Here is a 25,844-nt window from a genome sequence, read left to right as displayed (position 1 = left end):
CTATCAATCTCGCTATCAGGGGTCAAAGCAACTTGTTTCAACCCTTTGACATTCCCCGAAAGGTGTGGCCATGACCCCTAAATCCGTCTGCGTGTACTGCGGATCCCGCCCCGGAACATCACCGGTCTACGCCCAATGCGCGCGGGATCTGGGCCTGGGCCTGGCCGAACGTGGCTGGCGGTTGGTCTACGGGGCCGGCGATGTGGGGCTGATGGGCGAAGTGGCCCGAGCCGCACAAACGGCTGGTGGCACCACCTTTGGCGTGATTCCCGAACATCTGGTACGCCGCGAAGTGGGCAAATCGGATCTGACAACCTATGTGGTGACCGAAACAATGCACGAACGCAAAAAGGTCATGTTGATGAATGCGGATGCCGTGGTGGTGCTGCCCGGCGGCCCCGGATCGCTGGATGAATTGTTCGAAGTGCTCACCTGGCGGCAACTGGGCCTGCACGACAAACCCATCGTCATTGTGAATATCGACGGCTATTGGGACAAGCTGCGTGATTTGCTGGACCATGTCATAGATCAGGGGTTTGCCGATGCCTCTCTGGGGGATTTCATCCATTGGGCCACCACCCCTAGGGACTGCCTGGACGCGCTGAGAGACATGGTGCGCTAGGGGCTGACCCGCACGGTTCGGCGCAAGGCCACAAGATTGGACACCAGCAAGGCCCCGATCACCACAGCGCCGCCCAACACCGCCCAAGACCCCGGATGTTCGCCAATAACGGCCCAGACCAATACCGGTGCCAGAACAGATTCCAGTAGGATCAACAGGGCGACTTCGGCGGCGCTGATGAACCGCGGACCAATCGCCAACAGGCAGGTCGCCGCGCCGATAAAGGCCCCGTGACCAACGAACAATGGCCATTGGGTCTGAAAGGCGGGCATCGGGTCAGCGACGACCCAGATAGCAAGGGCGACACCGATAAAGGCAACCGGGATTGCCGGGATCATCGAAACATGTTTCAGCTGGCGCAGAATTGTCAGCGCCAGCGCATAAGCAACCGAAATATACAACGCCCAGAGATCCCCCTGCCACGACGCGGTTGCATGGTTGCCCGATCCATAAGCAATAATTCCCAATCCACCCCCGACCGCCACCATGGTCCAGACCATTCGTGCCCGAACGGGCTCGCCCAGAAAAACCCGCCCGAAAGCCGTGGCAAAGATGGGCATGGACGCAAAGATGAACACCACGTTGGCGACGCTGGTGTTGGTGACAGCAAGAACAAAGGCCGGAACGGTCGACGCAATCAAACCGATGTACAGAGCACCGCGCCATCCGGTTCCTGCCACTGCCCTGAACCCGCCCACCCCTTTGGTCGTCAGAACCACGATCAGCACAATCACACCGGACATCATCGCACGCCAAAACGAGATCACCATGGGGTCCGCCACGATCAATCGTACAAACAGCGAATCCGGGATGACCAGAAGAACGCCCAATGTGGTGATAAGAAGGCCTTTGAGATGATCGGTCATGGCCCACAGGCTGAAATCATTCAGGCGACAAAGTAAACCCCGAAAGGGATGCGTCGAGCACCTGCCCCACTGGCGGCGGGGCCGGTCGAACGGCCTTGCATGACGCGTGCTCCAAATACAAAAGCCCGGCCAGATCGGCCGGGCTTTCGGTCTTTGAAACAGTCTTTGAAACAGTCTTTGGATTACATGCGCGACGCGACGTTTTCCCAGTTCACCAGGTTGTCGAGGAAATTCGACAGATACGCCGGACGTTTGTTGCGGAAATCGATGTAATACGAGTGTTCCCAAACGTCACAACCCAGCAGCGCAGTTTGGCCAAAGCACAGCGGGTTCACGCCGTTTTCGGTTTTGGTCACAGACAGCGATCCGTCGGCATTCTTGACCAACCAGGCCCAACCGGACCCGAATTGACCAGCACCAGCCGCCGAAAACTGCGACTTGAATTCATCAACCGAACCAAAGGCTTCGACCAGCGCCTTTTCCAGCTCACCCGGCATGGCCGAGGTGCCCGGGCCCATCATTTCCCAGAACTGGTTGTGGTTCCACAGCTGGCTGATGTTGTTGAAGATACCATTTTGCGCAACCGACGACGCGTCATAGGTGCCCTTGATGATCTCTTCCATCGACTTGCCGTCCCATTCGGTTCCGGCGATCAGCTTGTTGCCATTGTCGACATAGGCCTTGTGGTGCAGGTCGTGGTGGTATTCCAGCGTCTCTGCGGACATGCCTTTGTCGGCCAATGCGTCATGTGCATAAGGAAGATCAGGAAGTTCAAAAGCCATCGTGGCCCCCTGTTAAATAAAGTTGCGGTTCCCACTGTTACATGCTTTGGGTGCGGCGTCAGGTCAAGAGCCGAGGCAAGAAAACACTTATCGGGGACAGTGAGATGTTCGCAAAAGCGCGCAAGATGTTCTACCGCGCCCGTGGCTATTACGGCGGGCAGCTAAACGGCATTCCGTTTCGCCTGGATCCATATCATTCGAAATTCTGGCGCAAGGCATCCGCCAATGATTGGGAGCCTGAGACGTTTCGTGTTTTGGACCGATATCTGAGCAAGGATGGCGATTATCTGGATATCGGCGCCTGGATCGGTCCCACGGTGCTCTATGGTGCGCACAAGGCCCGCCATGTCTGGTGTTTTGAACCTGATCCGGTGGCCTATCGTCATCTGGCCTGGAACCTCGACCTGAACAGCATCCGCAATGTGTCCAGTTTTTCTGTGGCGTTGTCGGACGGATTCGGTGTGGCGCGCATGGCGTCCTTTGGGGGCGAGGCCGGGGACAGCATGACCTCGCTGCTCAACGACAATGACGCGCATGGCCATGACGTTCTGACCATCGGCTGGGAGCAGTTCTGCGACAGCACCGATCTGTCGGGCGTGTCACTGGTCAAAATGGACATCGAAGGGGCCGAATTTTCGGTCCTGTCCACCCTGCTGCCCTGGCTGCGCGCACACCGCCCGGCGCTGTATCTGTCCACGCACGCGCCCTTTCTGCCCGAAGCCGAACGGGCCGATCGCATGGGACAATTGTTTGATGCCTTGTCGTTCTATGCGACCTGCACAGACGCAAAAGGAACGCCGATCACGCGCGACGACATGATCAGTGACCCCATACTGACGCGTTTTCCAACCTTTGTGTTCAGCGACTGACCCCGACCCAATGCTGAACACGACCGCACCACCGGTATGGTTTACCCGGGGGCTTGGTGGAGCCATCCGTGGTCAGCCACAGCACCCGTCCCCCATCTGGATTGGCGGGCACGGTACCGTTCCATAGGAACAATAGACGCAACAATCCCCTTCCTTTGGTTTCAGGACGGCCTTGCAGGACGTGCACTCATAAAACCATTGGCAGGCATCTGTCGGCATTGTTTCTGTTTCAACATGCCCGCACCTGGGGCACGTCAGCGTGCTTTTTAAAATAACGTTTTGATCTGTCATCATCTCACATCTGCAGGATCAGGTAGTCGTTAATTTGGGTCTCGGAGAGCAAGATCACCCATGCGACACCTGTTATGGCAGTGCTTCCGGCAATCCACCATTTCATCCTCGCCGGGGCCCCTCTTTGATAAGAGACCCACCATGATAGGGCAACGAAAGCCGTCGAAACCGCCAAAACGTAATAGCTTGCCGCAGCTATGCGACCAAAAATCGCCAACCAGCTGCCGCCCAATCCCAACAACATCATTGTCATGGGCAGCACACAGCAGGACGCAACGACCAAGGCCGACGCCGACGCCGATCCCAAATAGCTCAAGCCAAAATATTTGCGCATAACGCTCCTCCCGACCCCAACCAAAAGACAGGTTGCGGGTCCGCTCATGAGGAGTCATAACACCTGTAGTTACTACAGGATCAAGCGGGGCAGCATCACATGATCGCGATTGGCAAAGCCGCCCGACAAAGTGGTGTCGGAATTGAAACCATCCGCTATTACGAACGCGAAGGCATTGTGCCCAAACCCACGCGGGCCGCGAACAATCGACGTCTATATTCTGCACATGACGTTGGCAGGCTTCGCTTTTTAAAAAAGTGCCGCGAACTGGGGTTCCCGCTCAAGGACGCAAAAGCCTTGCTTGACCTATCCGAAAACGCCGAAGAAGACTGTCAGAAAATTCAGGAGTTGGGCCAGTTTCACCTGGCAAACGTGCGGGCCAAGATCAGCGAACTTGGACGCCTGGAAACAGCGTTGGAAGAACTAACAGCCAATTGCGATAGCGGAAATGCGTCTTGTCCGATGCTGTCGCAACTGCGCACTGCATAAACTGAACCGGACCCAAAGACGTCGCTAGATGCTGCCATAAAACGCAAAAAAGCCCCCCATCAAACGTGTTGATGGGGGGCCTTTGTTTGTCGGGACCCTACGGGTGGGTCTTAGTAGACGCCAACCGCAGATTTCGGATTTGCGGCAGCGCTCAGCAGGTTGAACACATAGTCGCCGGTTGAGCGGAAGCACACGATGGCAAAGCTGTCTTCGCTGTCCAACCAGAACGCACCGGCCACCTGGGCCAGACGCGAGCGGCGGAAATCACCGGGACCGAATGCGGCCGCCGAAAAATCAACCGGGGCGATCTTGCCCATGACTTCGCGTGCTGACGCACCCGACACCCGGAACACGGCGCGCGCGTCCGACACATTGACCGCCAGAGCGTGTTCACCCTCCAACGCGGTCAGCATGTCGGCCAGCTTGGCGGTCACATCCGCATAGGGCACCAGCACCAGCAATTCATCGGTCGACATCCAGGCAACACCGCCCGCCAGATCGCCATTGATCTGGCGCACGCCCGGCACGTCCTGACCGGTTGCGCCTTTGACAGCGGCGGCCACCTTGGCCGACCCCAGATCGCCGCGCAGGGTGATCATGCCAAAGAGACCCGCCTCGTCTACCTTGGCCAGCCCGTTAAAGCTGGCCCCGTTCAATACGCTTGCGAGGTTAGACATTTTGCTTTGCCCCTTCCTTGTCATAGAAAACCATATCTACGATCTTGGCTTTGTAGATCTTGCCATCGGTGCCGGGGAAATCCAGAACCTCGCCCATACGATCCGGCCCGTGTTTGACCAGCCCCATGGCAATGCCCTTGCCCAGTGTCGGCGAATGATAGGTCGAGGTCACCCGGCCAATCACGTTCTTCTGGCCATTGGCATTGACGCCATTGCCCAACGCATAGGCCCCATCCGGCAGAACAGACCCATCAACGGTTTCCAGACCCACCAATTTCCAGCGATCGGGATCCGCCATGTGGCTGCGCAGCTGCGCCCGTTTGCCCAGGAAATCCTCTTTCTTCTTCGAGATCGCCCAGTTCAGCCCCAGATCCTGCGGGATCACGGTGCCATCGGTTTCGTCCCCGATCATGATAAAGCCTTTTTCGGCCCGCAGGATGTGCAGACATTCGGTGCCATACGGCATGACCCCGAATTCCTGCCCCGCATCCATCAGCGCATCCCAGAAGGCACGCCCCTGGCTGGCCGGAACCGCGATTTCATAGCTCAGCTCACCCGAGAAGGAGATCCGGTACGCCCGGCAATCGAACCCGCCGATGGTGCCATCGCGCCATTCCATGAACGGCAGCGCCTCTTTGGAGACATCCATGCCGCCCAGTTTTTCCAACACCTTGCGGGCATTGGGGCCAACAACCGCGACCTGCGCGTATTGTTCGGTCACATTGGCAACATAGACTTTCCAGTCCCACCATTCGGTCTGCAGCCATTCTTCCATGTGGCCATGGATACGTTCGGCACCGCCAGTTGTGGTGTGGCACAGCCAGGTGTCTTCGTCGATGCGCGCAACCACGCCGTCGTCGATCAGGAAACCGTTTTCCGAACACATCAACCCATAGCGGCATTTGCCGACCTTCAGGTTGGACATCATGTTGGTGTACATCATGTCCAGGAATTTCCCGGCATCCGGCCCTTTGACGATCAGCTTGCCCAATGTGGAGGCATCCAGCATCCCCAGACGTTCGCGGGTGTTGGTCACCTCACGGTTCACCGCGTCATGCACGCTCTCGCCCGAACGGACCAAGGCGTATGGACGACGCCAGTGGCCAACCGGTTCAAAATCCGCGCCATTGGCTTCGATCCAGTCGTGGATCGGTGTTTTGCGGATTGGCTGGAACGTCTTGGCCCGCGCTTCACCCGCGATCGAGCCCATGGAGATCGGGTGGTACGGCGGACGGAAGGTGGTGGTGCCCACATCGGGGATCTGTGCACCCAACGCATTCGCAAGGGTCGCCAGGCCATTGATGTTGCTCAATTTACCCTGGTCGGTCGCCATACCCAGCGTTGTGTAACGCTTGGTGTGTTCGACGCTCTCATAGCCTTCGCGGGCGGCCAGCTGAACATCGGTCACCTTGACGTCGTTCTGATAATCCAGCCAGGATTTCATCCGCAGCGACACATCGGCCTGGGCTGGCATCAGCCAGACGGCTTCCATGGCCAACTCTTCGGTTGTGACACCTTCGGGCGTGGCAACGGTTGTGGCCGGGAACCCCGCCGCCTCTGCCGCAGCAGAACCGGCCTTGTTGGCGTCGCTCAGCACAGCCCCAAGATCCAGTGGACCATTGGCGGTGCCAGCGGGCACAACAAACCCCTGCCCGTTGTCACCCAGCGGCGGACGCGATGCATCGGGGCGGAAATGCGCAGCCGCATCGTCCCAGATCAGCTTGCCACCGCAATGCGACCACAGGTGCACAACCGGGGACCATCCCCCGGACATGGCAACCGCATCTGCTTCGATCTCTTCCTGCGCGCCGCCCACTCCGGACTGGGCACAGATCGACACCTTTTGAACCCGCTTGCCGCCTTTGACCTTGGCGATGGCGCGACCCGCTTCGACGCGGATGCCCAGCTGACGGACTTCCTCCATCAGGGCACCGCCACCGGCGTTGCGCGCATCCAGCACACGCACCACTTCGCAGCCTGCGTGATGCAGGGCGATGGCCGTGCGATAGGCGTCGTCGTTGTTGGTGACCACGACGACCTTCTGGCCCGGGGTCACACCCCAGTTCACCACATAGTCGCGCATGGCCGAGGCCAGCATCACACCGGGCACATCGTTGCCCGCAAACGACAGGGGCCGTTCGATGGCGCCGGTCGCGGTGACGATCTGCGACGCGCGGATCCGCCACAGACGGTGACGCGGCGCGCCGTTGCCCGGCTCGTGATCGCTGATCCGCTCGTACCCCAGAGCATAACCATGGTCATAAACGCCCGCACCCATGGTCCGGTTACGGATCGTGACGTTGTCCATCGCATCCAGTTCGGCCAGGGTCTGATCAACCCATGCGCCGGGTTCAATCCCGTCGATGGTGCCGCCGTCAACCGGTGCGCGCCCGCCCCAGTGGCTGTTCTGTTCGATCAGCAGAACCTTGGCCCCGGATGCCGCCGCCGCCTTGGCCGCCTGCAGACCCGCAACACCGCCGCCCACAACCAGAACATCACAGAAGAAATAGAAATGTTCATAGGTATCGGCGTCCTTCAGCTCCTTGTCGGGCGCTTTGCCCAGACCGGCAGACTGACGGATGATCGGCTCATACACGTGCTTCCAGAACGGTTTGGGGTGGATGAACGTCTTGTAATAGAACCCCGCCGGCAGCCAGCGCGCCAGATAGGTGTTGATCGCGCCCACGTCGAATTCCAGGTTCGGCCAGTGGTTCTGCGATTTGGCGGTCAGACCCGAAAACAGCTCGGTCGTGGTGACGCGCTGGTTGGGTTCAAACCGATCACCGGTGCCCAGACCGACCAGGGCATTGGGTTCTTCGGACCCGGACGCCACAACGCCGCGCGGGCGGTGATATTTGAACGACCGGCCCATCATCATCTGGTCATTGGCCAGCAGCGCCGAGGCCAGCGTATCACCGGGGTGCCCGGTCATGCGCTTGCCGTTAAAGGTAAAGTCGATCGTTTTCGAGCGGTCGATCAGCCGCCCCTGAGAGGCAAGACGTGTGCTCATGTCTTGGACCCTTCCTGGTATGAGAACGGGAAAGTGCGGATGGTGCGGACTGCGGGGTTCATTCGACCTCCCCCCACGTCCAACCGGGGCGCTTGGCGGTGATCGCGTCGCGGATTTCCTGAGGCGGTTCATATGTTTGCGCCGAATAGGTGCCAAACACCTCCAACGTCATGGTGCACCGCGCCGCATGGAACCACTTGCCACAGCCATTGGCATGGCGCCAGCGTTCCAGATGCACCCCTTTGGGGTTCTTGCGCATGAACAGATAGTCGTGGAATTCGTCATCCGAAGAACCGGGGCCGAAACGCTTCAGATGCGCCTCGCCGCCTGCGGCCAGTTCGGTTTCTTCGGCTTTGACACCGCAATATGGGCATTCAAGGATCAGCATCGAGCCACCCCCTTGTTTTTGCGATCCAAGAAGCACAATTTGAGTGCATGGATCTGTTGTTCTACATACTCGGTGGCTTGGTCGTGATCGGAATCGGGCTCGCCCTCGTAGAGAGACGGCGCAAACGCAGCTTCTTTTCCCACGACTTCAATCTGAGCAATTCTGCCCAAAGCGAAGCTGATCGGGAGCAAATCCGCGTTTCCGATGCTGTCAGCCACCGCACACATCAGTGAGCCACGCCAGCGGCGACGCTTTCGTCGATGAACTTGCCTTCTTTGAAGCGGTTGACCGAGAATTCTTCGGCCAGCGACGAATGGCCGGTGGCCATCAGTTGCGCCATCGCCCAACCGGATCCGGGGATCGATTTGAAGCCGCCGGTGCCCCAGCCACAGTTGACGAAACAGTTCTGCACTGGCGTTGACGAAATGATCGGCGACCGGTCCCCGGTCACATCCACGATCCCGCCCCATTGGCGCAGCATCTTCAGACGGCTGACCATCGGGAAGGTTTCGACCAATGCGCGCACGGTTTCCTCGATGTGATGGAACGATCCGCGCTGGGTATAGTTGTTGAAGGCGTCGGTCCCGCCGCCAATCACCATTTCACCCTTGTCGGATTGCGACATGTAACCGTGCACGGTGTTGGCCATCACGACCACATCCATGCAGGGTTTGATCGGCTCGGACACCAGCGCCTGCAGCGCCACGGATTCCATCGGCAGACGGAAACCCGCCATTTCCGACAGCACAGATGCGTTGCCCGCAACCACCATGCCGATCTTTTCGCAATCAATCGGACCTTTGGTGGTGTCAACGCCGACCACGCGGCCCTCGTGGGTGCGCACGCCGTTGACCTCGCACTGCTGGATGATGTCCATGCCCATGTTCGAACAGGCACGCGCATAGCCCCAAGCCACGGCATCGTGACGGGCGGTGCCGCCGCGCGGCTGCCACAGGGCCCCCAGAACCGGATAGCGCGGACCATCCAGATTGATGATCGGCACCAGGTCCTTGACCCGCTGGGGATTGATGAATTCGGTTGCCACACCTTGCAGGTTGTTGGCATGTGCCGTGCGCTGATAGCCGCGGATTTCGTGCTGGGTCTGGGCCAGCATCATCACGCCGCGCGGGCTGAACATGACGTTATAGTTCAGCTCCTGGCTCAGATCTTCGTACAGGCCGCGCGCCTTTTCGTAGATCGCCGCCGACGGGTCCTGAAGATAGTTCGAGCGGATGATGGTGGTGTTGCGGCCCGTGTTGCCGCCGCCCAGCCAACCCTTTTCGATCACGGCCACATTGGTGATGCCGTAATTCTTACCCAGGTAATAGGCTGTGGCCAGACCATGGCCACCCGCGCCCACGATGACAACGTCATAGCGGCTCTTGGGTTCGGGCGAACGCCAGGCGCGTTCCCATCCGGAGTGATAGCGCAGGCCTTCCCGCGCAACAGCAAAGGCTGAGTAATGTCTCATGGGCGAATCCGTTCGGTTCGAGGTAACGCATGATATGCCCCAGGACGGTATCAGACCTGCGCCGTAAATCGTCGCATTTATGTATCATTGCGACATTGCGCGACGGGCGCATTCTGCCCAGGCAATTCTTTTGACCTTTTTTCCCGGACGTCGCGCCTATAGATACACGCCAAAGCGGGAGAACACATGAGTTTCTGGATCGTACCTTCGTTGATGGCGCTGGGAATTACAGCGTTTCTGGCCCTTGTCCTGCTGCGCGCGCGCGGCCAGGGCGAACCGGCTGCGGCCTATGATTTGCGGGTCTACCGCGAACAGTTAAAGGAAATGGAGCGCGATCTGGCGCGCGGGCTGATCGCCCAGAGCGACGCCGACCGGGTCAGAACCGAGATTTCGCGTCGCATTTTGGCAGCCGATGCCCAATTGCAGCAATTTAACGCAGGTAACCAACAGCCACGCAACCTGTCCTTGATCGTGGTCGCGATCTGTGGTGCGGCCATGATCGCAGGATCGTTGATGCTGTATCGCGCGCTTGGGGCACCGGGATATGGCGACCTGTCGCTGTCCACCCGGCTGGAGATGGCCGAATTGAACCGCACATCGCGCCCCTCCCAGGCTGACGTCGAAGCCCAGATGCCCCCCCAGCCCGCTCCCGAGGTCGAAGCCAGCTATGGCGAGCTGGTGAGCAAGCTGCGCGAAACCGTGGAAAAACGTCCGCAGGATATCGAAGGTCACGCCCTGTTGTCGCGCCACGAGGCGAACCTGGGCAACTACACGGCCGCCTACGCGGCCAAATCACGCGAAATTGAGCTGCTGCAGTCCGAAGCCGGTCCGGAACAGTTTGGCGAACAGGCCCAGTTGATGATCCTGGCCGCCGGCGGCTATGTCTCGCCCGAGGCAGAAACCGCATTGCGCACCGCATTGCAGATCGACCCCACCTATGGGCCGGCACGCTATTACTGGGGTTTGATGATGGATCAGATCGGGCGCCCTGACATGGCCTTTCAGATCTGGGAACAGACGCTGCGCCGCAGCCCGCCCGACGCGCCCTGGTTGGTGCCGATCCGGGCCCAGATCGAAGAATTGGCCTGGAAGGCCGGTGTGAAATACGAATTGGCCGCAGCCCCTGGCGCAGCCGCGCTGCCCGGCCCGGACGCCGGTGCCGTTGCGGCGGCCCAATCGATGAGCGACGCAGACCGTCAGGAAATGATCCAGGGGATGGTCAATCAGCTGTCGGATCGTCTGGCCACCGAAGGCGGCGCGCCGGATGAGTGGGCCCGTCTGATCGGCGCACTGGGAGTGTTGGGTGACATGGATCGCGCCCGGGCCATCTATGACGAAGCCAGCCAGAAATTTGCCGACAACAACGAGGCCATGATGCTGATCGTCAAGGCAGGTATCCAAGCGGGTGTCGTCGAATGATCTTGGATAAATTCGAAGCGTTTGCGGCCGCCATTCCCGGCTACACCGCTCTGGCCGGTCTGGATTTTGGGGACAAGACGGTCGGCGTGGCCGTATCCGACCGGCTCGGCACAGTTGCCACGCCGCTGGAAACCATCCGGCGCAAGAAATTCACCCTGGACGCCGCCCGGCTGTTCGAAATCACTTCGGAACGCGAAATCGGTGGCATCGTTCTGGGCCTGCCCCGCAACATGGACGGATCCGAAGGTCCGCGCTGTCAGAAAACCCGTGCTTTTGCCCGCAACCTGTCGCGACTCACCGATCTGCCGATCGGGTTCTGGGACGAACGGCTGAGCACTGTGGCCGCCGAAAGGGCGCTTTTGGAGGCAGATACGACCAGAAAGCGTCGCGCAGAGGTTATCGATCATGTGGCCGCCTCCTATATTCTGCAGGGGGCGCTGGATCGGATGCGTCATTTGAAGATGGAACAGGGCTGACATGAATACTCCCGTCTGGAAACGCAACGAAATCGACAGCCCCTGTGTGGATATCTGTGTCGTGCACCCCAAAGAGCGGATCTGTACCGGCTGTTTCCGCACAATTGACGAGATCACGTCGTGGTCCAAGATGAGCCCCGAAGAACGGGCCAGCATCATGGCCGAGCTGCCAACCCGCGCGCCTTTGCTGAAAAAACGCCGTGGTGGGCGGTCGGCCCGCACAGCCCAGTAACGCGCGCCCTCATGGAACCCGCCCGCAGGCGGCGACATTTCTGACCAGACGCAGACAGGCACTGCGCCGTTTCAGGGCGCAGTCAACCAGTCGGCCAGGCTTGTGACTTCGGGGCGGAAATAGGCGATCATGCGCCCTTCGCCCGGTGGTGCGCTGGCCGCGGCTCCCCAGGGTGCGACCCCATGCAACGCCAGTCGGTGCATCAGATAGGCCTCGCCCGGTTGCGCGTGAACGGTCACGCGTTCGCAGGTCTCGAACACTTTGGCGCGGGCGGATGTATAGGCATCGGTAATGTCGATCTGGGCCCAGGTGGTGGGATCATGATCGTTCAAAACGGCTGCAAAGGCGTCGCGCATGATGGCGTGACTGCCCTCCCACACCACCAATGGTGACGCATCCGCGCTGGCACCATTCAGCGGCAGACCCAGCACCCAAGCATGGGGTTCATCAACATTGCGCCGGCGCGTGGCCGCCCCCGGGATCAGCTTGACTCCGTCCACATGGGCCGCGTCCCGGTTCAGGCGATAGCGAAACGCCGCTTCACCTTCGCCGTCACGGGGTTTTGGATAGCCCGGAAGCATCACCGACAGCTGTCCCTTGTGCAGCTGTGGGATCGGGCCGATGTGGTTTTTGATGAACTCCAGCGCCGGACCGGCCAGCGGCGGGCCACCCGGCAATTGCCCCGACGCTGCATTGTCCAGCGCATCCACACCAATGAACCAGGTGCCCTGACATTGCATCCAGGGCGCGTGTTGCGGATCATGAATGGCCGACAGGCTGTGGTGCCGGGCGTGGTCCGCCCAGGCGCGCGTTGCGGGATCAACCGCAAACCGGACCCAACCTCGGGTCAGGAAATCGTCCAGCATTTCGTCCAGCATCAGGCCCCCATCGCCTTGCGCAGCATGTTGATCGCCACCAACACCAAAAACACCGCGAACACCCGTTTCAGCGGTTTTGGATCCATTGCATGGGCCAATTTGACCCCCCAGGGTGCCGTGATCAACGTCATCGATACAATCACTGCAAAGGCCACCAAATTCACCGCCCCTACCGTCAACGGTGGACGCATGGCGGGATCAATGGGCACGAACAAGAAGCCCAGAACCGAAGGCACCGCAATGATCACGCCGAACCCTGCGGCCGTTGCCACGGCACGGTGGATCACAACATTGTGCAGGCTCATCAGCGGCACTCCAAAGCTGCCACCGCCAATCCCCATCAGAACTGACAGAAACCCGACCAGCGGAGACAGGATCATCCGGCGCGCGCCTTTGGGCATTTCGGCCCCCAACCGCCATTCCGAGCGACCAAAGCCCAGATACAACCCAATCACCAAGGCCAGAACCCCGAACAACCCCTGCAATGTGGTCGACCGCAGCGACGCAGCTGCCAGCACACCGGCCACCGCGCCCAATGCGATGCCCGGACCCCATCCACGCAGGATCTGCCAATCCACAGCGCCCTTCTTGTTGTGGCTAAGAACCGAACGCACAGACGTCACGATGATCGTCGCCAGCGACGTCGCCAGACACATCTGCATCAATTGTGGTCCATCATACCCAAGGGTCTGGAACGCATAGAAAAAGGCCGGGACCAGCACAATGCCTCCGCCCACCCCCAACAAACCGGCCAAAACCCCGGCCACCCCACCAATGATCAGTAGCATCACCAGCATCTGCAGCAGCAACATCGTTTCAGGCATCTGTATTTCCTTTGAAAATTCGGCCCCTGGTCAGGCGGTGATCGGTGCAACGCGCATCAAAGCCTGTTCGACCAGCTCAGGCCCCGCGCCTGTCTTATGTGCGCCTTCCGACAGCACCCGGCGCCAATGCCGGGCTCCGGGGCGGCCCGCAAACAGGCCCAGCATATGGCGTGTGATTTCATGTAGCCGCCCGCCCTGGCTGATATGCCTGTCAATATACGGCAGCATCTGGCGCACAATATCAATCGGATCCTGCGCCTCTCCGGTGCCAAATATGTCGCGATCGGCACTGGCCAGAATATCGCTGGGCTGGTGATAGGCCGCGCGCCCGATCATCACGCCGTCCAATCCCCTGTCCAGATGCAGGCGGGCCTCTGACAGCGACGCGATGCCGCCGTTGATCGAGATATGCAGATCCGGGAATTCGGCTTTCATCCGGTGCACCAGGTCATAATCCAAAGGCGGGATGTCCCTGTTTTCCTTGGGGCTCAGACCCTGAAGCCAGGCCTTGCGCGCGTGGATCGTCACGCGGCGACACCCGGTGGACCGGATCTGATCCAGAAACCCCGGCAGCACCTGTTCCGGGTCCTGCTCATCCACCCCAATCCGGCATTTCACCGTGACGTCGACATCCACAACTTCGCCCATGGCCGCAACGCATTGAGCAACCAAACCCGGATTTGTCATCAACACGGCACCAAATGCACCGGATTGGACCCGATCGCTGGGGCACCCACAGTTCAGGTTGATTTCATCATACCCCGCCTCGGCCCCCAACCGGGCGGCCTGTGCCAACTCGACCGGATCGGAGCCTCCCAATTGCAAGGCAACCGGGTGTTCGGCGTCGCTGTGCGCCAACAAATGCAATGCCCCCCCCCGAACCAAAGCCGGGGCCGTCACCATTTCCGTATAAAGCAGCGCCTGATTGCTCAGAAGGCGATGCAGATAACGACAATGACGATCGGTCCAATCCATCATCGGGGCCACGCTTAAACGCGCTGCTTTTTGTGCGTTATTTTTCAAAGCGTTAGCTCCATTCAACCTTAGACTTCGCGTAGCACGATTCCCCCTGTTTCCACCGTATTTCAGGGGGTTTTCCGAGGTTTTCGATTCGAGCGTGCTACGGTGTAGCACATCTCGCAGGCGCAGACAGTGGGCCGATAACGGTTCAACGCGCTGCCGGAATGGGTGTTTACCCCGCTCGAGACATCAATCACCCGCCGTAATCACCCCCTGCAATCACCAGCTGTTTCGGTCTTGTGATGTCGCGCCAGACAACCCGCATGTCAATCGGGTCATAGCCGGCCATGATCAGACCTTGAGAGGATTGGATCAACGGCCGCAGGATCTTGTCAGACACCGGCGACAGGTCAGCCCGTTCCAGAGCCAAAGGCCAGAGCCAGAGGATGGGGTCCATCCAGGCTCCCGGGGCCCCCTTCACATGCCACGTCCCTTTGGCCATGACCCCGCCCGAGTTTTCGTGTTTGGTCATAGCGAATTTGAGCCCCGCGCGGACCTGCGCCTGCATTAGTGCCGAAACCTCACTGCCCGGAACGGCAAAGGCGTGGCGACAGGCTGCCACGGATGGCCGTTGGGCTATCACCGCGAGGGCAAATTAGCCTGTCATCATTTCAGTTGCACGTTTCCTGGGACAGATATCCGCCGCGTGTCTGTGGGGTTTTCATATCCAGCGCCTTGCCCGCCACCAGATTGCGCAGCATCTGCGCAGTACCGCCGCCGATCGTGAACATCCGTGCATCCCGCAGCATCCGTTCTACGTTGTTGTTGCGCGAATACCCGCGTGCGCCATGCAATTGCAGCGCGTCATTGGTGACCTTGACGGCCATTTCCGAAGCGAACACCTTGGCCTGTGCCGCCAGCATTGGGTCAGGAAAACCACTGGATTGGTATTCGGCGCTGGCCGCAGCGCGCCAGATCATCAGCCGCGCGGCATCAATCTGTATCGCCATATCGGCAATCATCCATTGCAACCCCTGGAATTCGGCCAGCGGGCGGCCAAATTGCTCGCGCCGTTTTATGAATGAAACAGCCTCTTCATAGGCCCCACGCGCAATGCCCAGCGCCACGGTCGCCGCCCCGACCCGCTGGGCGTTATAGGCGTCCATCAATCCGGCAAAACCACGTTTGATGCCCTCGGGCGGCGTGATCAGCCGATCCAGCGGCAGACGGAGATTGTCAAAGATCACTTCGGTTTCGGGAATGCCACGCAGCCCCAGCGTTGGCTCGCGCTTGCCGATGACCAGCCCATCCTCGCCCAGATAGGCCATGAACCCGCCGATGCCTTTGAATTCCCCGCCCTCGATCACACGGGCAAAGATCAGGTGCAGCTTTGACACGCCGCCGCCCGTGATCCAATGTTTCTTGCCGTTCAGAACCCATGTATCGCCCCTGCGGGTGGCTGTGGTTGTCATCTCGGTTGCGGCGCTGCCTGCGTCCGGTTCCGTGATGCAGATCGCGGGCTTGTCCCCGCCCAACACATGCTGCGCCGCGCTCGCGCGCTGGTCAGGTGTGCCATAGGCCAGGATCGCGCCAACTCCGCCCATGTTGCCTTCGACCACGATGCGCCCTGACACGCCGCATTTTGCCGCCAACTCCTCGATGACCAAAGTCACATCAAAGTAACTGGCCCCCGGCCCACCCAGCTCCTTGGGCACGCTCATGCCCATCAATCCCGCAGACGTAAGAGCAGAAACAACGTCTTGGGGATATTGCTCGGACCGGTCCGTTTCGGCGGCACGTCGCCCAGCCGTTGTGTCTGCGATGGTTTTTGCCTTGGCTTGAAGATCACACTGTCGTTCCGACAAAACAAACAAAGGGCCAGACGGTGGGAATGGACGATGGAGCATTGCAAACCTGCTGATAGGGGTCACCCGATCTTAAATCTGCAGTGCATTTAATGGTAATTCTACTTTCTGATTTCTTTCATGAGAAAAACTCAAGAAGACTGAAGCGCCTCGATGCAGGAACCAATCACAAGATCCGAGCGCCCGTCAGTGATGGTAAAAGCCCCGATCTCGCGGCTGAACTGCGGGTCTCCAAAGGGCAGATGCCGAATGCGATTTGAAAAGGCGCGCCTGCCCTTGCAGATCGGAACGATGGCAACACCCAACCCTTCGCTGACCAGATTTGAGATCGCTTCAAGGGAATCGATTTCCATCGCGCCTCTCACGTTGATCTTCTGTGCCTTCAGTTCTTCTTCGATGCTTTGCCCCGCCCAGGTCTTGCGGTTGAACCAGATGAACGGATGATCTTGCAACAGGTCGCGCCAATCATCGCCCTCGGCATGGGCCGGGGCGATCACAACAAAGGGCTCGGTCGCGATCGCGTGCCAATCCAGTCCCGGAATGGGGTTGAGCGGCTTTGTACAGATGGCGACGTCCAGATCCCCCTCTGCCAGCCGTGCCGCCAGCCCCGACGAACTGCCGCTCCTGAGCGTGATTTCAAGCGCTGGGTATTGGGCTTGCAGCACTTTGATGCCAGCGGGCAGAAAGCTCGCCAGCACAGTCGGAACCGCACCAATTGTCAGCTTGTCGCGCACCAATTCCCCGCGCGCCACCGAAGCGGATGCATCAAACAGCGCCAGAGTCTTTTGCGCATGTTCCGCCAGCGCACGCCCACGGGCCGTCGGCACCGGAGGCCGTTTGATCCGGTCAAACAACAATACGCCCAATTCGTCTTCCATCGCCTTGATCTGCAAACTCACCGCCGAATGAGACAGCCCCAGACGATCCCCCGCCGCCGCAAAGGATTTGTGTTCGACCACGGCCAAAAGGGTTTTGAGTTGCTTGATGTTCATGGCAGCGATGGCGTCCAGCTGTGGTCTCAAATAAGGCGCGTCAATACCACAACCACCCGAAAGGGTCACCGTTGAATCCCCAACTGAATCCCCGGCGATCTGTCTGTGGACGGCCTGTGCGACCTGGTGTTCTTGTACGATCTTCTTCGCGATGGCGCGCTGTGCGGGTCGTCCGCCTGCCCGCGGCACAGGATCCCGACATCGAACATGCCGGAAAGATCTACGCAAAAGGGGGTTTTTATCTCTCTGACCTAAACTTGCCGGGCCTCACCAAAAAACGTTTATGGAAAGCCTCCGAAAAATGGGCCGTGCTGCGATACCCGCTGATTTCGGCGATGTCCGAAAGCGGCTTGGACGTCGTTCTCAACAGATCCGCCGCATAGCTCAATCTGATTCTGCTGGACAACTCACCAGGCGCACAGCCAAACGATTGATGTGTCAGCCGGGTCAGCGTGCGCGGCGATACCGCAATGGCGCGGCCAATGTGTTCCAGCGGCATTGGCGCGGAAATGGCGTGTTCCACAATCTGGATGTAACGGCTCAATCTGGGATCCAGCTCCTCAATGGAACATTGCAACCCGACCGAAACCAAGAGTGAACCTGATCGCTGCGGCTTCAGCATGACTGCGCGCCGTACGGTTTCGGCTATCGCGGTGTCAAAGCTTTGGGTCAACAATTCCAGCATCATGTCGGTCACTGCGTCGCCTCCGACAGTGGTGGCTGTCCGCTGATCTAGGACATAGGGATCAAGCGTGAACGTCGTGCTGGGAAAAGTCGCCTGCAACACGGGCAATTGCGCCGGATGCGCCGCAGCGCGCCGGTCGCTCAGCAATCCAGCCTGAGCAAGAGCGGAAACCCCGGTGCCAAGACCGATGACCCAGCCCCCGTGCCGGTGACAATGGCGCAGCCCCTGCACCAACGTCTCGTCAATATCGTCAGGGCGTTGTTCGCGCGACGAACAGACAAACGCATACTGCGCGCGGGGTAACGCTGACAGGTCACAATCGGCAACAACTGCGGCCCCGCAAGAACTGTGAACAGGCCCGGTCGTGGCCGAGGCCGTTACCACATCCAACTTCACGGTCTCGGACGTATCGGCCGCCATACGGATAAGATCACGCGCGACTCCATAACCGAACAGGGAAAACCCTTCGTGGATTGCAAAGACGGCACGGGGCGCATCTGTCATTGTCCGGATCTCGAATAATTTTGGCAGTATTACTGATAACCACTCCTCCTAATTCTGCAATCCTGAAGGGAGCAAAATCTGTGGAGTGTTTGAAGACATGTTGAAAATTCTGGGGTGGGCCGGTTATGACGCCGGCTTGCAGACTGCCTTTGACAGCTTTCGTCAGGATACTGGCATCTCGGTGTCGTTCCAGGGTGTTCGCAATCAGGACGACATGCATGCACTGGCCCAAAAACAGGCGTTTGACATTGCCTGTCCAACGACGGATCGCTTGGTCAGCTGGCTCAACAGTGGGCTCATCGCGGCACTGGATGACGCCCGTATCGGGTATGACAGGATAGACCCGGCCTTTCACGCCGATGCTCATACGATCATTGATGGCAACCGCATGGGCTCTCCCAATATCTGGGGCGGCGCAGGCGTCGGGATCCACAGGGACCACGTTCCGCCGGGTGCCGATACCCTGTGTTTGATTGATCTGTTTGACCCTGTTCATGCTGGTCGTCTTGCAATGCGCGAAGACACCGCGTTTGTTGCTGCCGGGCGCGCGCTCGAGGCCGCTGGAAAGCTGCCGTTTCCCTTTGACGACTCTTATCGCAGCGAAGCCAGAATGATCGCCAATTATGATGTCATCGGCGCATTCCTGACTGACCGCGCCCACCATGTCGCGCGCTTCTGGTTCAGTGAAGAAGAAGGCACAGACGCCTTTCGATCCGGCGATTGCCTGATTGGCTATAGCTGGGACTCCACGATGGCCCAATTATACCGCGAAAACCTCCCCTATCGCTTTGTTGCCCCGATTGAGGGGGCCAACTGTTATCTTCAGAATTTTGTGCTGGGCGCGACAGCGGATGCCGGGCTTGGCCAGGATTGGATCGCTTGGGTGAATACCCCCAAGGGCAGCGCCCTTTATGCCAGCGCATTGGGCGTCAATCCCTGTGCCAAAGGAGCCGCTGATCTCATGCCCGGTGACATGCGTGCGTTTTTTCGCGCCTCCTATCCGCCAGAGGCTTTGACCCGGCTTTGGTGGCAGCCCGAACAACCTGTCTGGTTTGTCCGCAACCGAGGGGACTATGCCCGCAGATATCGGGCGGCGGCCCGTCAATGAGCCATACGATTGCCCAACGGTTCACCCTTGGTGATCTCACCATCACGGCGCTGATCCTTGGAGAGATCTGCGACACCGTCGCGGATCGGTTTGAGAGCGGGCCCCTGACCGGCGCGGGTGCACCATCCCGTCTTCCCGTGATTTGTTTGCATGTCGCGGGACCGGGGCTGTCCGTTCTGATTGATGCCTGTGACCCCAGGCAATACCCCGTGACGGGGACCGAACCCGTCGGTATCTGTACGGCTCTGCGCGGGGCCGGGTGTCCCCCCGAAGGTGTCACGCATGTGATCCTGACGCATGGGCATCACGACCATTTTTGCGGTGTATGGGACACAGACACAGACCAGGCGAATTTTCCAAATGCCCGGCATATCTTGTCAGCACGGGATTGGGGCGACGCCACATTGACCGCCGCTGCACAACACGCCGATGGCCCCGCGGCGGATCCCCGCCCATTGGAGCAGTTGCTGGGTTTGGGATTGCTTGATCTCGACACTTGTACCCCTGCATTGCCCCCTGCGCTCACATTGATCGATGCCCCGGGCGAAACCGACGGGCACCGCGTCGTGCGCCTGTGCTCGCAGGGGCAGGTTTTCTTTTTTCTGGCGGATCTGTTTCATCTCCCTGCCGAGATTGAGATGCCAGACCTCTGCCCCGTCTGGGCCGATGCCGCCGCGTTGAACACAAGTCGCCGTTTGCTTTTGGATGCGATTTTGAAATCTGATGCCCGTTTCATGTGCAGCCATATGTCCGAAGTGTTCACCGCAGAAATGTTCAGTTCATCGCGCTCCCTCGTCGCGCCCCGCTCTCTCAAATGAAAGGCCACGCCATGTCCGACACCAAACAGCCGAATATTCTGGTCATCATGGCCGATCAAATGACGCCCTTCATGCTCGAGGTATGCGGTGGGGTCGGTGCGAAAACCAAAAACCTGTGTCAGCTTGCCAACCGGTCGGCCAATTTCACCAACACCTACACGCCCAGTCCGATCTGCGTGCCTGCGCGGTCCTGCTTTATGACGGGTCTCTATACGTCGACCACCGGCTGTTACGACAATGGCGACCCCTATCACAGCTTTATCCCGACCTTTGCCCATTACCTGACCAATGCCGGGTACGAGACCGTGTTGTCAGGCAAAATGCATTTCATCGGAGCCGACCAGCTGCACGGGTTTCAGCGCCGGTTGAACACCGACATCTACCCCTCCGGGTTCATTTGGTCCTATCCCTTGCCGCCCAATGATGACCCCACCTTCAAAGCCTTTGATTTCACGCCGCAATATCTGGCCGAAAACATCGGCCCCGGCTGGTCCAAGGAATTGCAGTATGATGAGGAAACCCAATTCAAGGCCCTGGAATACGTGCGGCACACACCTGACAAACCCTGGATGATGACCGTTTCGTTTACCAACCCGCATCCCCCCTACAAGGTGCCCCGGAAATATTGGGAGATGTACAAGGATGCAGATATTCCGCTGCCGCAGTATCCCGAAGACATGGACGACAAATATTCGGATTACGATCACGCGATCCGGCGTTGGCACGGACTGCACGTGCGCGGCGATGAAATCCGCCAGCCTGAAAACCTGATCGCCATGCGCCGCGGGTTTGCCGCTCTGGCGCATTATGTGGACGACAAGGTCGGCGAACTGTTGGATGTTCTGGATGAAACCGGTCTGCGCGACGACACCATCGTCATCTTCACCTCTGATCACGGAGAGATGTTGGGCGAAAAAGGTCTGATCCAAAAGCGCAGCCTGTACGAATGGTCAGCCCGCATTCCTTTGTTCATTGATAGTCCCGGTGCCGCGCCCTGCCAGATCGAAACCCCGGTTTCCTTGTTGGATCTCCCTGCCACATTGATCGATATCGCAGGTCAAACGCCGGCCCAAACATTGGACGGCAGATCCTTGTTGCCTGCGGTGCATGGCGCTGACCTGGAGAGCGTTCCCGTCATCTCGGAATATCATGGCGAAGGCATTATGCGCCCCAGTTTCATTGTCCGGTTGGGGGATTGGAAGTATCACTATCACCACGGATCCCCGTCGCGCCTGTTCAACCTGGCACAAGATCCTGGCGAGTGGCACAACCGCGCAGGAGACCCATCGGTTGCCGACATCGAAAAGAAGCTGAACGCTGTCATCACCGGAGGCGATTTTGATCTCGACCGGATTGCAACCGAGGTCTGGCAGAGGCTTCCGCTCAAACATGTTGTCAACACAGCCATGACACGCAACGGCACGCATTGGGATTATCAGGTCGATCAGAACGCGGCGACCCAATATATCCGCACTTAACATCCCCTTGTATGCAACCCCGACATCGTTCACTTGGCGTCGAACGGTCCGATCGGCTGTTCACGGTCAAACCCCGTATGCGGGCTTGCTGCGCTGCCAGCCCCCCATTTCAAAACCTATCGGCAGGGCGGGGTGCGGGCCGTCGCCACACAGGGCGCGCACAGGACGCGCGCGCTTGAAACCCACCACGGAGTCTGCGATCAAGGGTCCGGAAGCTGAAGAAGACAGGCCTGTTGCGGCATACACCTCTCCATAAACTCGGACTGCTACTCCCGGCAGTAACGTGGCTGTTCATTCAGTTCACCATGTCCGGAATCGTGGTTGGGTCGTCGGCAGATGCGATGCAGATCGAAATCTGTTCGCCCTTTGGCATTCAGCAGGTCACGATTGACCTGGAGACCGGCGCCCCCATTGAACCCATGGCAGACGGATCCGGCTGTGACTGGTGCCAATCCTTTGGTCTGATCACGGATACAGCGTCGCGGGGAGATGTTGGTTGGGTCGTTCTGGCCCAGACCTTTCAACACAGGCTGGTCCTGTCACCACCGCCTCACAAACCGCTGCGCCCAATTGCCGATTATCAAAGCCGGGCACCGCCACGCCTTTGATCGCTCACAACCCCTGAATGGAACGTCCTGACCGGCCCTGGTTTGCAGGCCGGACGGGACAGTGTGTGAACCAAAGGAAAACCCATGTTCAAAACATTTTCGCGCGGCGTTGCCGCAGCCGCCTTTGCGGTGTCCGTCGCCATGCCCACATGGGCGGACAACATCACCCTGACAGATACGTTGGGACGCACGGTGGAAGTACCGGAAAATCCGCAACGGATCCTGTTGGGCTTCTATTTCGAAGACTTCATGGCCGTCGCTGGTCCCCAGGCCTATGACCGGGTTGTCGCCATTTCCAAAGACACCTGGGAAGGCTGGCGCACCCTGCAATGGCAGACCTACGCTGCTGTCATTCCCCGCCTGAACGATCTGGCGGATGTCGGTGAAATTGATTCCGGCACCTTTTCGCTGGAGGCCGCCGTTGCAGCCCAACCGGACGTGGCCGTCCTGGCCGCCTGGCAATACAGGACGCTTGGGGACGTGGCCGACCGTCTGGAAGCCGCAGGCGTGCCGATTGTCGTGCTCGACTACAACGCACAGACCGTCGAAAAGCATGTGCAATCCACCAAGCTGTTGGGCGACCTGATGGGTGCCCAAGACCGCGCCAGGACGTTGGCGGATGAATATGCCGCCGCCGTGGCCGAAATCGAAGCCCGTCTGGCCACGCTGCCCGAAGATGCGGCACCAAAGGTCTATGTGGAACTGGCGCGCAAGGGCAAGGACACGGTCGACAACTCCTATTCCGGCACCCAATGGGGCAGCGTCATTGACCAGCTCAAGGCCACCAATATCGCCAATGGCCAAATCAGCAATTGGGGCAAGCTGAGCCCGGAATATGTTCTGGCGCAGAACCCGCAGATGATCCTGTTGGCTGGGTCGGGATGGGCCGGACGTGATCAGGCCGTGATCATGGGGCCGGGTGTGGACAGCGCGCTGACCCACGAACGGATGCAGGCCTATCTGGGGCGTCCCGGTTGGGCGAGCCTGGATGCGGTGAAAACCGGAAACATCTTTGGCATCTATCACGGTGGCAACCGCACGCTCTATGACTATGCCTTTCTGCAGTTTCTCGCCAAGGCGATGTATCCCGAACACTTTGGCGACATGGACCCGCAGGCCACGCTTGACCGGTTCTTTGCCACCTACATGCCGGTCGAATTCACGGGCACCTATATGACCCAACTGCCCAGGGTCGACGGCTGATGGCTGCCCCGGACGGGATCTGGTCCACGAAGGCGAAGGGGGCGGCTCATGCTGCCCCCGACGCCACCCACGCCACGCACTACGACACCGGGATGCGCCGGCGCCTGACCCGTCTGGCCGGGGCCATCGTGATGCTGTCCGCGCTGACCATCGCGGATATCCTGACCGGACCCGCCATGCTGGGATTGTCGGACGTGCTGAGCGGCATGTTCACCCCGTCACAGGCCGCGCCGATGACACGGGTGATCGTCCAGGACATCCGGCTGCCCATGTCCCTGATGGCCATCCTGGTCGGCATGTCGCTGGGCACGGCCGGTGTGCATATGCAGACCATTCTGGGTAACCCGCTGGCCAGCCCCTATACGTTGGGCTTTTCCGCGGCCGCCGGTTTCGGAGCGGCGTTGGCCATCCTGACGGGTGTGACCCTGCCGGTTCTGCCCTGGTTGACCGTACCGCTGTCTGCCTTTGCCATGTGCGTGTTGGCGGCGGCGCTGGTCTTTGCCGTCTCAAAGATGCGCGCCATGCGCGCGGAAACCATGGTGCTGGCCGGGATCGCCACCCTGTTCCTGTTCCAATCGGCACAATCGCTCGTGCAATACATGGCCGCACCCGAAGTGCTGCAGGCCATCGTCTTCTGGCTGTTTGGCTCGCTGCTAAAGTCCAGTTGGAACAATGTTCCCATTGTTGCAGTTGTCTTTGCCGTGACGACTTTGGCCGTCCTGCCCAATCTCTGGCAGCTCACGGCGCTGCGCCTTGGGGATGCGCGTGCGGCGGCTCTTGGCGTGGATGTCAGCGCCCTCAGGATCAAGCTGTTTGCGGTGGTGGCCTTGTTGACCGCTGGCGCGGTTGCCTTTGTTGGCACCATCGGCTTTGTCGGATTGGTCGCCCCGCACATCGCGCGGATGCTGGTGGGCGAAGACCAGCGCATCCTGTTGCCGATGGCGGCCCTGATGGGAGCGATCACCATGACGGGGGCCTCGGTCGCGTCCAAGCTGATTTCGCCCGGTGGCGTGATCCCCATCGGCATTGTCACGGCATTGATCGGAGTGCCCTTCCTGTTTTTTCTCATCCTGCGCGGACAAAGGAGCCACTGGTGACTCTCAAGATCACAAACCTGACCGTTGCTTATGGGCAGACCACAATCATCCACGCGCTGGACGATCTGTGGCCCACAGGGCAGATCACGGCGCTGATCGGCTGCAATGGAGCTGGAAAATCCACGCTCCTTCAGGCGCTCGCCGGGCTGATCCCCATGCAGGGGTCCACGTCGTTGTCGGGGGCACCCATCTCGGCCCAAGACCGGCACCGGACAATTTCCTATATGCCACAGGATACCAGTGCGCAGTCTTCGCTGAGTGTGCTCGAAGTTGTCCTGCTTGGCCGTCTTGGCAGCCTGGGCCTCCGCCTTCCGGCAGGTCTTGCAGACCAGGCTTTGGCTACGCTTGATCTGTTCGGGCTGGCCACATTGCAAAGCCGCCCGTTGGATGAAATCAGCGGCGGGCAGCGCCAGCTTGTGTTCTTGGCCCAGGCGTTGTTCCGCCAGCCGCGTGTGCTGTTGCTGGATGAACCGACCGCCGCGCTGGATCTCAGGCACCAACTGCTGGTGCTGGAACGGCTGCGCCATATCGCCCACACGCACGGCATGATCATCGGTATGGCGATGCATGATCTCAATCTCGCTGCACAGTATTCGGATCGCATCATCGGCCTGGGCGGGGGCCGCAAAGTCGCGGCCGGCCCCGCGACCGAGGTTCTGACACCGGACAGGTTGAGGATCATGTTTGGGATCGAAGCCCGTGTAACCCAGAGCGAGAACACCCCGCTTCAGGTGGTGCCGCTGCGTGCCGTGGGCTGATCCTCTGTCAACCGCCCGTATGTTGTCGGCGTGTATCTCACCAGTGGCGATCTCACAGGGGGCGATCTCACTGGCGGCGACATCACAGGCGGAGACCGCAATGCCCCCTGTTCGAGGGGCGGATCACGCGCGCGCATCGC

The 25,844-nt window shown here is 59.6% G+C and carries 28 protein-coding genes; 13 read left to right on the top strand and 15 right to left on the bottom strand.

Annotated features, from left to right (window positions below):
* Nucleotides 1-70: 70 nt before the first annotated feature.
* Complete coding sequence (locus tag QEZ52_RS09130) at nt 71-622, top strand: TIGR00730 family Rossman fold protein (protein ID WP_406649649.1); 552 nt, start codon at nt 71-73, stop codon at nt 620-622.
* Here QEZ52_RS09130 and QEZ52_RS09125 read toward each other — a convergent pair.
* Complete coding sequence (locus QEZ52_RS09125; protein WP_406649647.1) at nt 619-1,488, bottom strand: DMT family transporter; 870 nt, start codon at nt 1,486-1,488, stop codon at nt 619-621. The two genes, QEZ52_RS09130 and QEZ52_RS09125, sit on opposite strands and share 4 nt — an antisense overlap.
* A 182-nt stretch (nt 1,489-1,670) precedes the next feature.
* Nucleotides 1,671-2,270, bottom strand: a complete 600-nt coding sequence (locus tag QEZ52_RS09120) for a superoxide dismutase (protein WP_406649644.1) — start codon at nt 2,268-2,270, stop codon at nt 1,671-1,673.
* 104 nt (nt 2,271-2,374) lie between these two features.
* Between QEZ52_RS09120 and QEZ52_RS09115 the strand changes: the two genes are divergently transcribed.
* Nucleotides 2,375-3,139, top strand: coding sequence for an FkbM family methyltransferase (locus tag QEZ52_RS09115; RefSeq protein WP_406649642.1), 765 nt, complete (start codon nt 2,375-2,377; stop codon nt 3,137-3,139).
* 72 nt (nt 3,140-3,211) lie between these two features.
* Here QEZ52_RS09115 and QEZ52_RS09110 read toward each other — a convergent pair whose 3' ends face one another.
* Together QEZ52_RS09110 and QEZ52_RS09105 are read right to left on the bottom strand one after the other, a co-directional pair.
* Nucleotides 3,212-3,430: a GDCCVxC domain-containing (seleno)protein gene (locus tag QEZ52_RS09110; protein WP_406650406.1), complete on the bottom strand. Its 219-nt coding sequence runs from the start codon at nt 3,428-3,430 to the stop codon at nt 3,212-3,214.
* A gap of 4 nt (nt 3,431-3,434) precedes the next feature.
* Entirely contained in the window at nt 3,435-3,764 is a 330-nt protein-coding gene (locus QEZ52_RS09105) for a hypothetical protein (protein ID WP_406649641.1), read from the bottom strand.
* 99 nt (nt 3,765-3,863) lie between these two features.
* On the opposite strand from QEZ52_RS09105, the gene QEZ52_RS09100 reads away from it, so the two are divergent.
* Nucleotides 3,864-4,253, top strand: a complete 390-nt coding sequence (locus QEZ52_RS09100; protein WP_406649640.1) for a helix-turn-helix domain-containing protein — start codon at nt 3,864-3,866, stop codon at nt 4,251-4,253.
* Nucleotides 4,254-4,363: 110 nt separating this feature from the next.
* Here QEZ52_RS09100 and QEZ52_RS09095 read toward each other — a convergent pair whose 3' ends face one another.
* The 4 genes from QEZ52_RS09095 to QEZ52_RS09080 all read right to left on the bottom strand — a co-directional run bounded on the left by QEZ52_RS09095 (nt 4,364) and on the right by QEZ52_RS09080 (nt 9,799).
* Nucleotides 4,364-4,930 carry a sarcosine oxidase subunit gamma gene (locus tag QEZ52_RS09095; RefSeq protein WP_406649639.1) on the bottom strand — a complete coding sequence of 189 codons (567 nt, stop codon included), beginning with the start codon at nt 4,928-4,930 and terminating at the stop codon, nt 4,364-4,366.
* Nucleotides 4,923-7,940, bottom strand: a complete 3,018-nt coding sequence (locus tag QEZ52_RS09090; protein WP_406649638.1) for a sarcosine oxidase subunit alpha family protein — start codon at nt 7,938-7,940, stop codon at nt 4,923-4,925. The genes QEZ52_RS09095 and QEZ52_RS09090 overlap by 8 nt, the downstream gene beginning before the upstream one ends.
* Nucleotides 7,941-7,998: 58 nt before the next feature.
* Nucleotides 7,999-8,328: a sarcosine oxidase subunit delta gene (locus QEZ52_RS09085; RefSeq protein ID WP_406649637.1), complete on the bottom strand. Its 330-nt coding sequence runs from the start codon at nt 8,326-8,328 to the stop codon at nt 7,999-8,001.
* Nucleotides 8,329-8,554: 226 nt separating this feature from the next.
* Nucleotides 8,555-9,799: a sarcosine oxidase subunit beta family protein gene (locus tag QEZ52_RS09080; RefSeq protein WP_406649636.1), complete on the bottom strand. Its 1,245-nt coding sequence runs from the start codon at nt 9,797-9,799 to the stop codon at nt 8,555-8,557.
* A 186-nt stretch (nt 9,800-9,985) separates the two neighbouring features.
* Here QEZ52_RS09080 and ccmI point away from each other — a divergent pair, with 186 nt between their 5' ends.
* The 3 genes from ccmI to QEZ52_RS09065 are packed head-to-tail and all read left to right on the top strand — an operon-like array spanning nt 9,986 to nt 11,926.
* Nucleotides 9,986-11,218 (top strand): c-type cytochrome biogenesis protein CcmI, encoded by a 1,233-nt coding sequence (gene ccmI, locus QEZ52_RS09075; RefSeq protein WP_406649635.1) that lies wholly within the window; start codon nt 9,986-9,988, stop codon nt 11,216-11,218.
* The gene (gene ruvX / locus QEZ52_RS09070; protein WP_406649634.1) at nt 11,215-11,694 is read left to right on the top strand and encodes a RuvX/YqgF family protein; all 480 of its coding nucleotides are present in this window, start codon (nt 11,215-11,217) and stop codon (nt 11,692-11,694) included. The genes ccmI and ruvX overlap by 4 nt, the downstream gene beginning before the upstream one ends.
* Nucleotide 11,695: 1 nt before the next feature.
* Entirely contained in the window at nt 11,696-11,926 is a 231-nt protein-coding gene (locus QEZ52_RS09065) for a DUF1289 domain-containing protein (protein ID WP_406649633.1), read from the top strand.
* A 71-nt stretch (nt 11,927-11,997) separates the two neighbouring features.
* Here the strand turns inward: QEZ52_RS09065 and QEZ52_RS09060 are convergent, their stop codons facing one another.
* The 7 genes from QEZ52_RS09060 to QEZ52_RS09030 all read right to left on the bottom strand — a co-directional run bounded on the left by QEZ52_RS09060 (nt 11,998) and on the right by QEZ52_RS09030 (nt 18,634).
* Complete coding sequence (locus tag QEZ52_RS09060; protein WP_406649632.1) at nt 11,998-12,804, bottom strand: hypothetical protein; 807 nt, start codon at nt 12,802-12,804, stop codon at nt 11,998-12,000.
* Nucleotides 12,804-13,628 carry a sulfite exporter TauE/SafE family protein gene (locus QEZ52_RS09055; protein ID WP_406649631.1) on the bottom strand — a complete coding sequence of 275 codons (825 nt, stop codon included), beginning with the start codon at nt 13,626-13,628 and terminating at the stop codon, nt 12,804-12,806. Before QEZ52_RS09055 ends, QEZ52_RS09060 begins: the two co-directional genes overlap by 1 nt.
* 30 nt (nt 13,629-13,658) lie before the next feature.
* On the bottom strand, nt 13,659-14,651 hold the full coding sequence (dusA, locus tag QEZ52_RS09050) for a tRNA dihydrouridine(20/20a) synthase DusA (RefSeq protein WP_406649630.1): 993 nt from the start codon (nt 14,649-14,651) through the stop codon (nt 13,659-13,661).
* A 190-nt stretch (nt 14,652-14,841) separates the two neighbouring features.
* The gene (locus tag QEZ52_RS09045; RefSeq protein WP_406649629.1) at nt 14,842-15,210 is read right to left on the bottom strand and encodes a thiamine pyrophosphate-binding protein; all 369 of its coding nucleotides are present in this window, start codon (nt 15,208-15,210) and stop codon (nt 14,842-14,844) included.
* Between the two features lie 49 nt (nt 15,211-15,259).
* Entirely contained in the window at nt 15,260-16,495 is a 1,236-nt protein-coding gene (gene acdA, locus QEZ52_RS09040; protein ID WP_406649628.1) for a 3-sulfinopropanoyl-CoA desulfinase, read from the bottom strand.
* An 89-nt stretch (nt 16,496-16,584) separates the two neighbouring features.
* Nucleotides 16,585-17,514: a LysR family transcriptional regulator gene (locus QEZ52_RS09035; protein WP_406649627.1), complete on the bottom strand. Its 930-nt coding sequence runs from the start codon at nt 17,512-17,514 to the stop codon at nt 16,585-16,587.
* A gap of 169 nt (nt 17,515-17,683) precedes the next feature.
* Complete coding sequence (locus QEZ52_RS09030; protein ID WP_406649626.1) at nt 17,684-18,634, bottom strand: GlxA family transcriptional regulator; 951 nt, start codon at nt 18,632-18,634, stop codon at nt 17,684-17,686.
* 97 nt (nt 18,635-18,731) lie between these two features.
* Between QEZ52_RS09030 and QEZ52_RS09025 the strand changes: the two genes are divergently transcribed.
* From QEZ52_RS09025 to QEZ52_RS08995, 7 genes are all read left to right on the top strand, one after another.
* Nucleotides 18,732-19,742, top strand: coding sequence for an extracellular solute-binding protein (locus tag QEZ52_RS09025; RefSeq protein ID WP_406649625.1), 1,011 nt, complete (start codon nt 18,732-18,734; stop codon nt 19,740-19,742).
* Nucleotides 19,739-20,560: an MBL fold metallo-hydrolase gene (locus tag QEZ52_RS09020; RefSeq protein ID WP_406649624.1), complete on the top strand. Its 822-nt coding sequence runs from the start codon at nt 19,739-19,741 to the stop codon at nt 20,558-20,560. The genes QEZ52_RS09025 and QEZ52_RS09020 overlap by 4 nt, the downstream gene beginning before the upstream one ends.
* Nucleotides 20,561-20,571: 11 nt before the next feature.
* Nucleotides 20,572-22,038 carry a choline-sulfatase gene (betC, locus tag QEZ52_RS09015; RefSeq protein ID WP_406649623.1) on the top strand — a complete coding sequence of 489 codons (1,467 nt, stop codon included), beginning with the start codon at nt 20,572-20,574 and terminating at the stop codon, nt 22,036-22,038.
* Between the two features lie 305 nt (nt 22,039-22,343).
* Entirely contained in the window at nt 22,344-22,646 is a 303-nt protein-coding gene (locus tag QEZ52_RS09010; RefSeq protein ID WP_406649622.1) for a hypothetical protein, read from the top strand.
* 84 nt (nt 22,647-22,730) lie between these two features.
* Nucleotides 22,731-23,849 carry an ABC transporter substrate-binding protein gene (locus tag QEZ52_RS09005; protein ID WP_406649621.1) on the top strand — a complete coding sequence of 373 codons (1,119 nt, stop codon included), beginning with the start codon at nt 22,731-22,733 and terminating at the stop codon, nt 23,847-23,849.
* Nucleotides 23,849-24,946, top strand: coding sequence for a FecCD family ABC transporter permease (locus QEZ52_RS09000; RefSeq protein WP_406649620.1), 1,098 nt, complete (start codon nt 23,849-23,851; stop codon nt 24,944-24,946). The genes QEZ52_RS09005 and QEZ52_RS09000 overlap by 1 nt, the downstream gene beginning before the upstream one ends.
* Nucleotides 24,943-25,704 carry an ABC transporter ATP-binding protein gene (locus tag QEZ52_RS08995; RefSeq protein WP_406649619.1) on the top strand — a complete coding sequence of 254 codons (762 nt, stop codon included), beginning with the start codon at nt 24,943-24,945 and terminating at the stop codon, nt 25,702-25,704. The genes QEZ52_RS09000 and QEZ52_RS08995 overlap by 4 nt, the downstream gene beginning before the upstream one ends.
* Nucleotides 25,705-25,844: the final 140 nt, after the last annotated feature.

Source organism: Aliisedimentitalea scapharcae, from assembly GCF_045277565.1.
Taxonomy (GTDB): Bacteria; Pseudomonadota; Alphaproteobacteria; order Rhodobacterales; family Rhodobacteraceae; genus Aliisedimentitalea; species Aliisedimentitalea scapharcae.
This window is presented reverse-complemented; position numbering and strand designations above follow the sequence as displayed.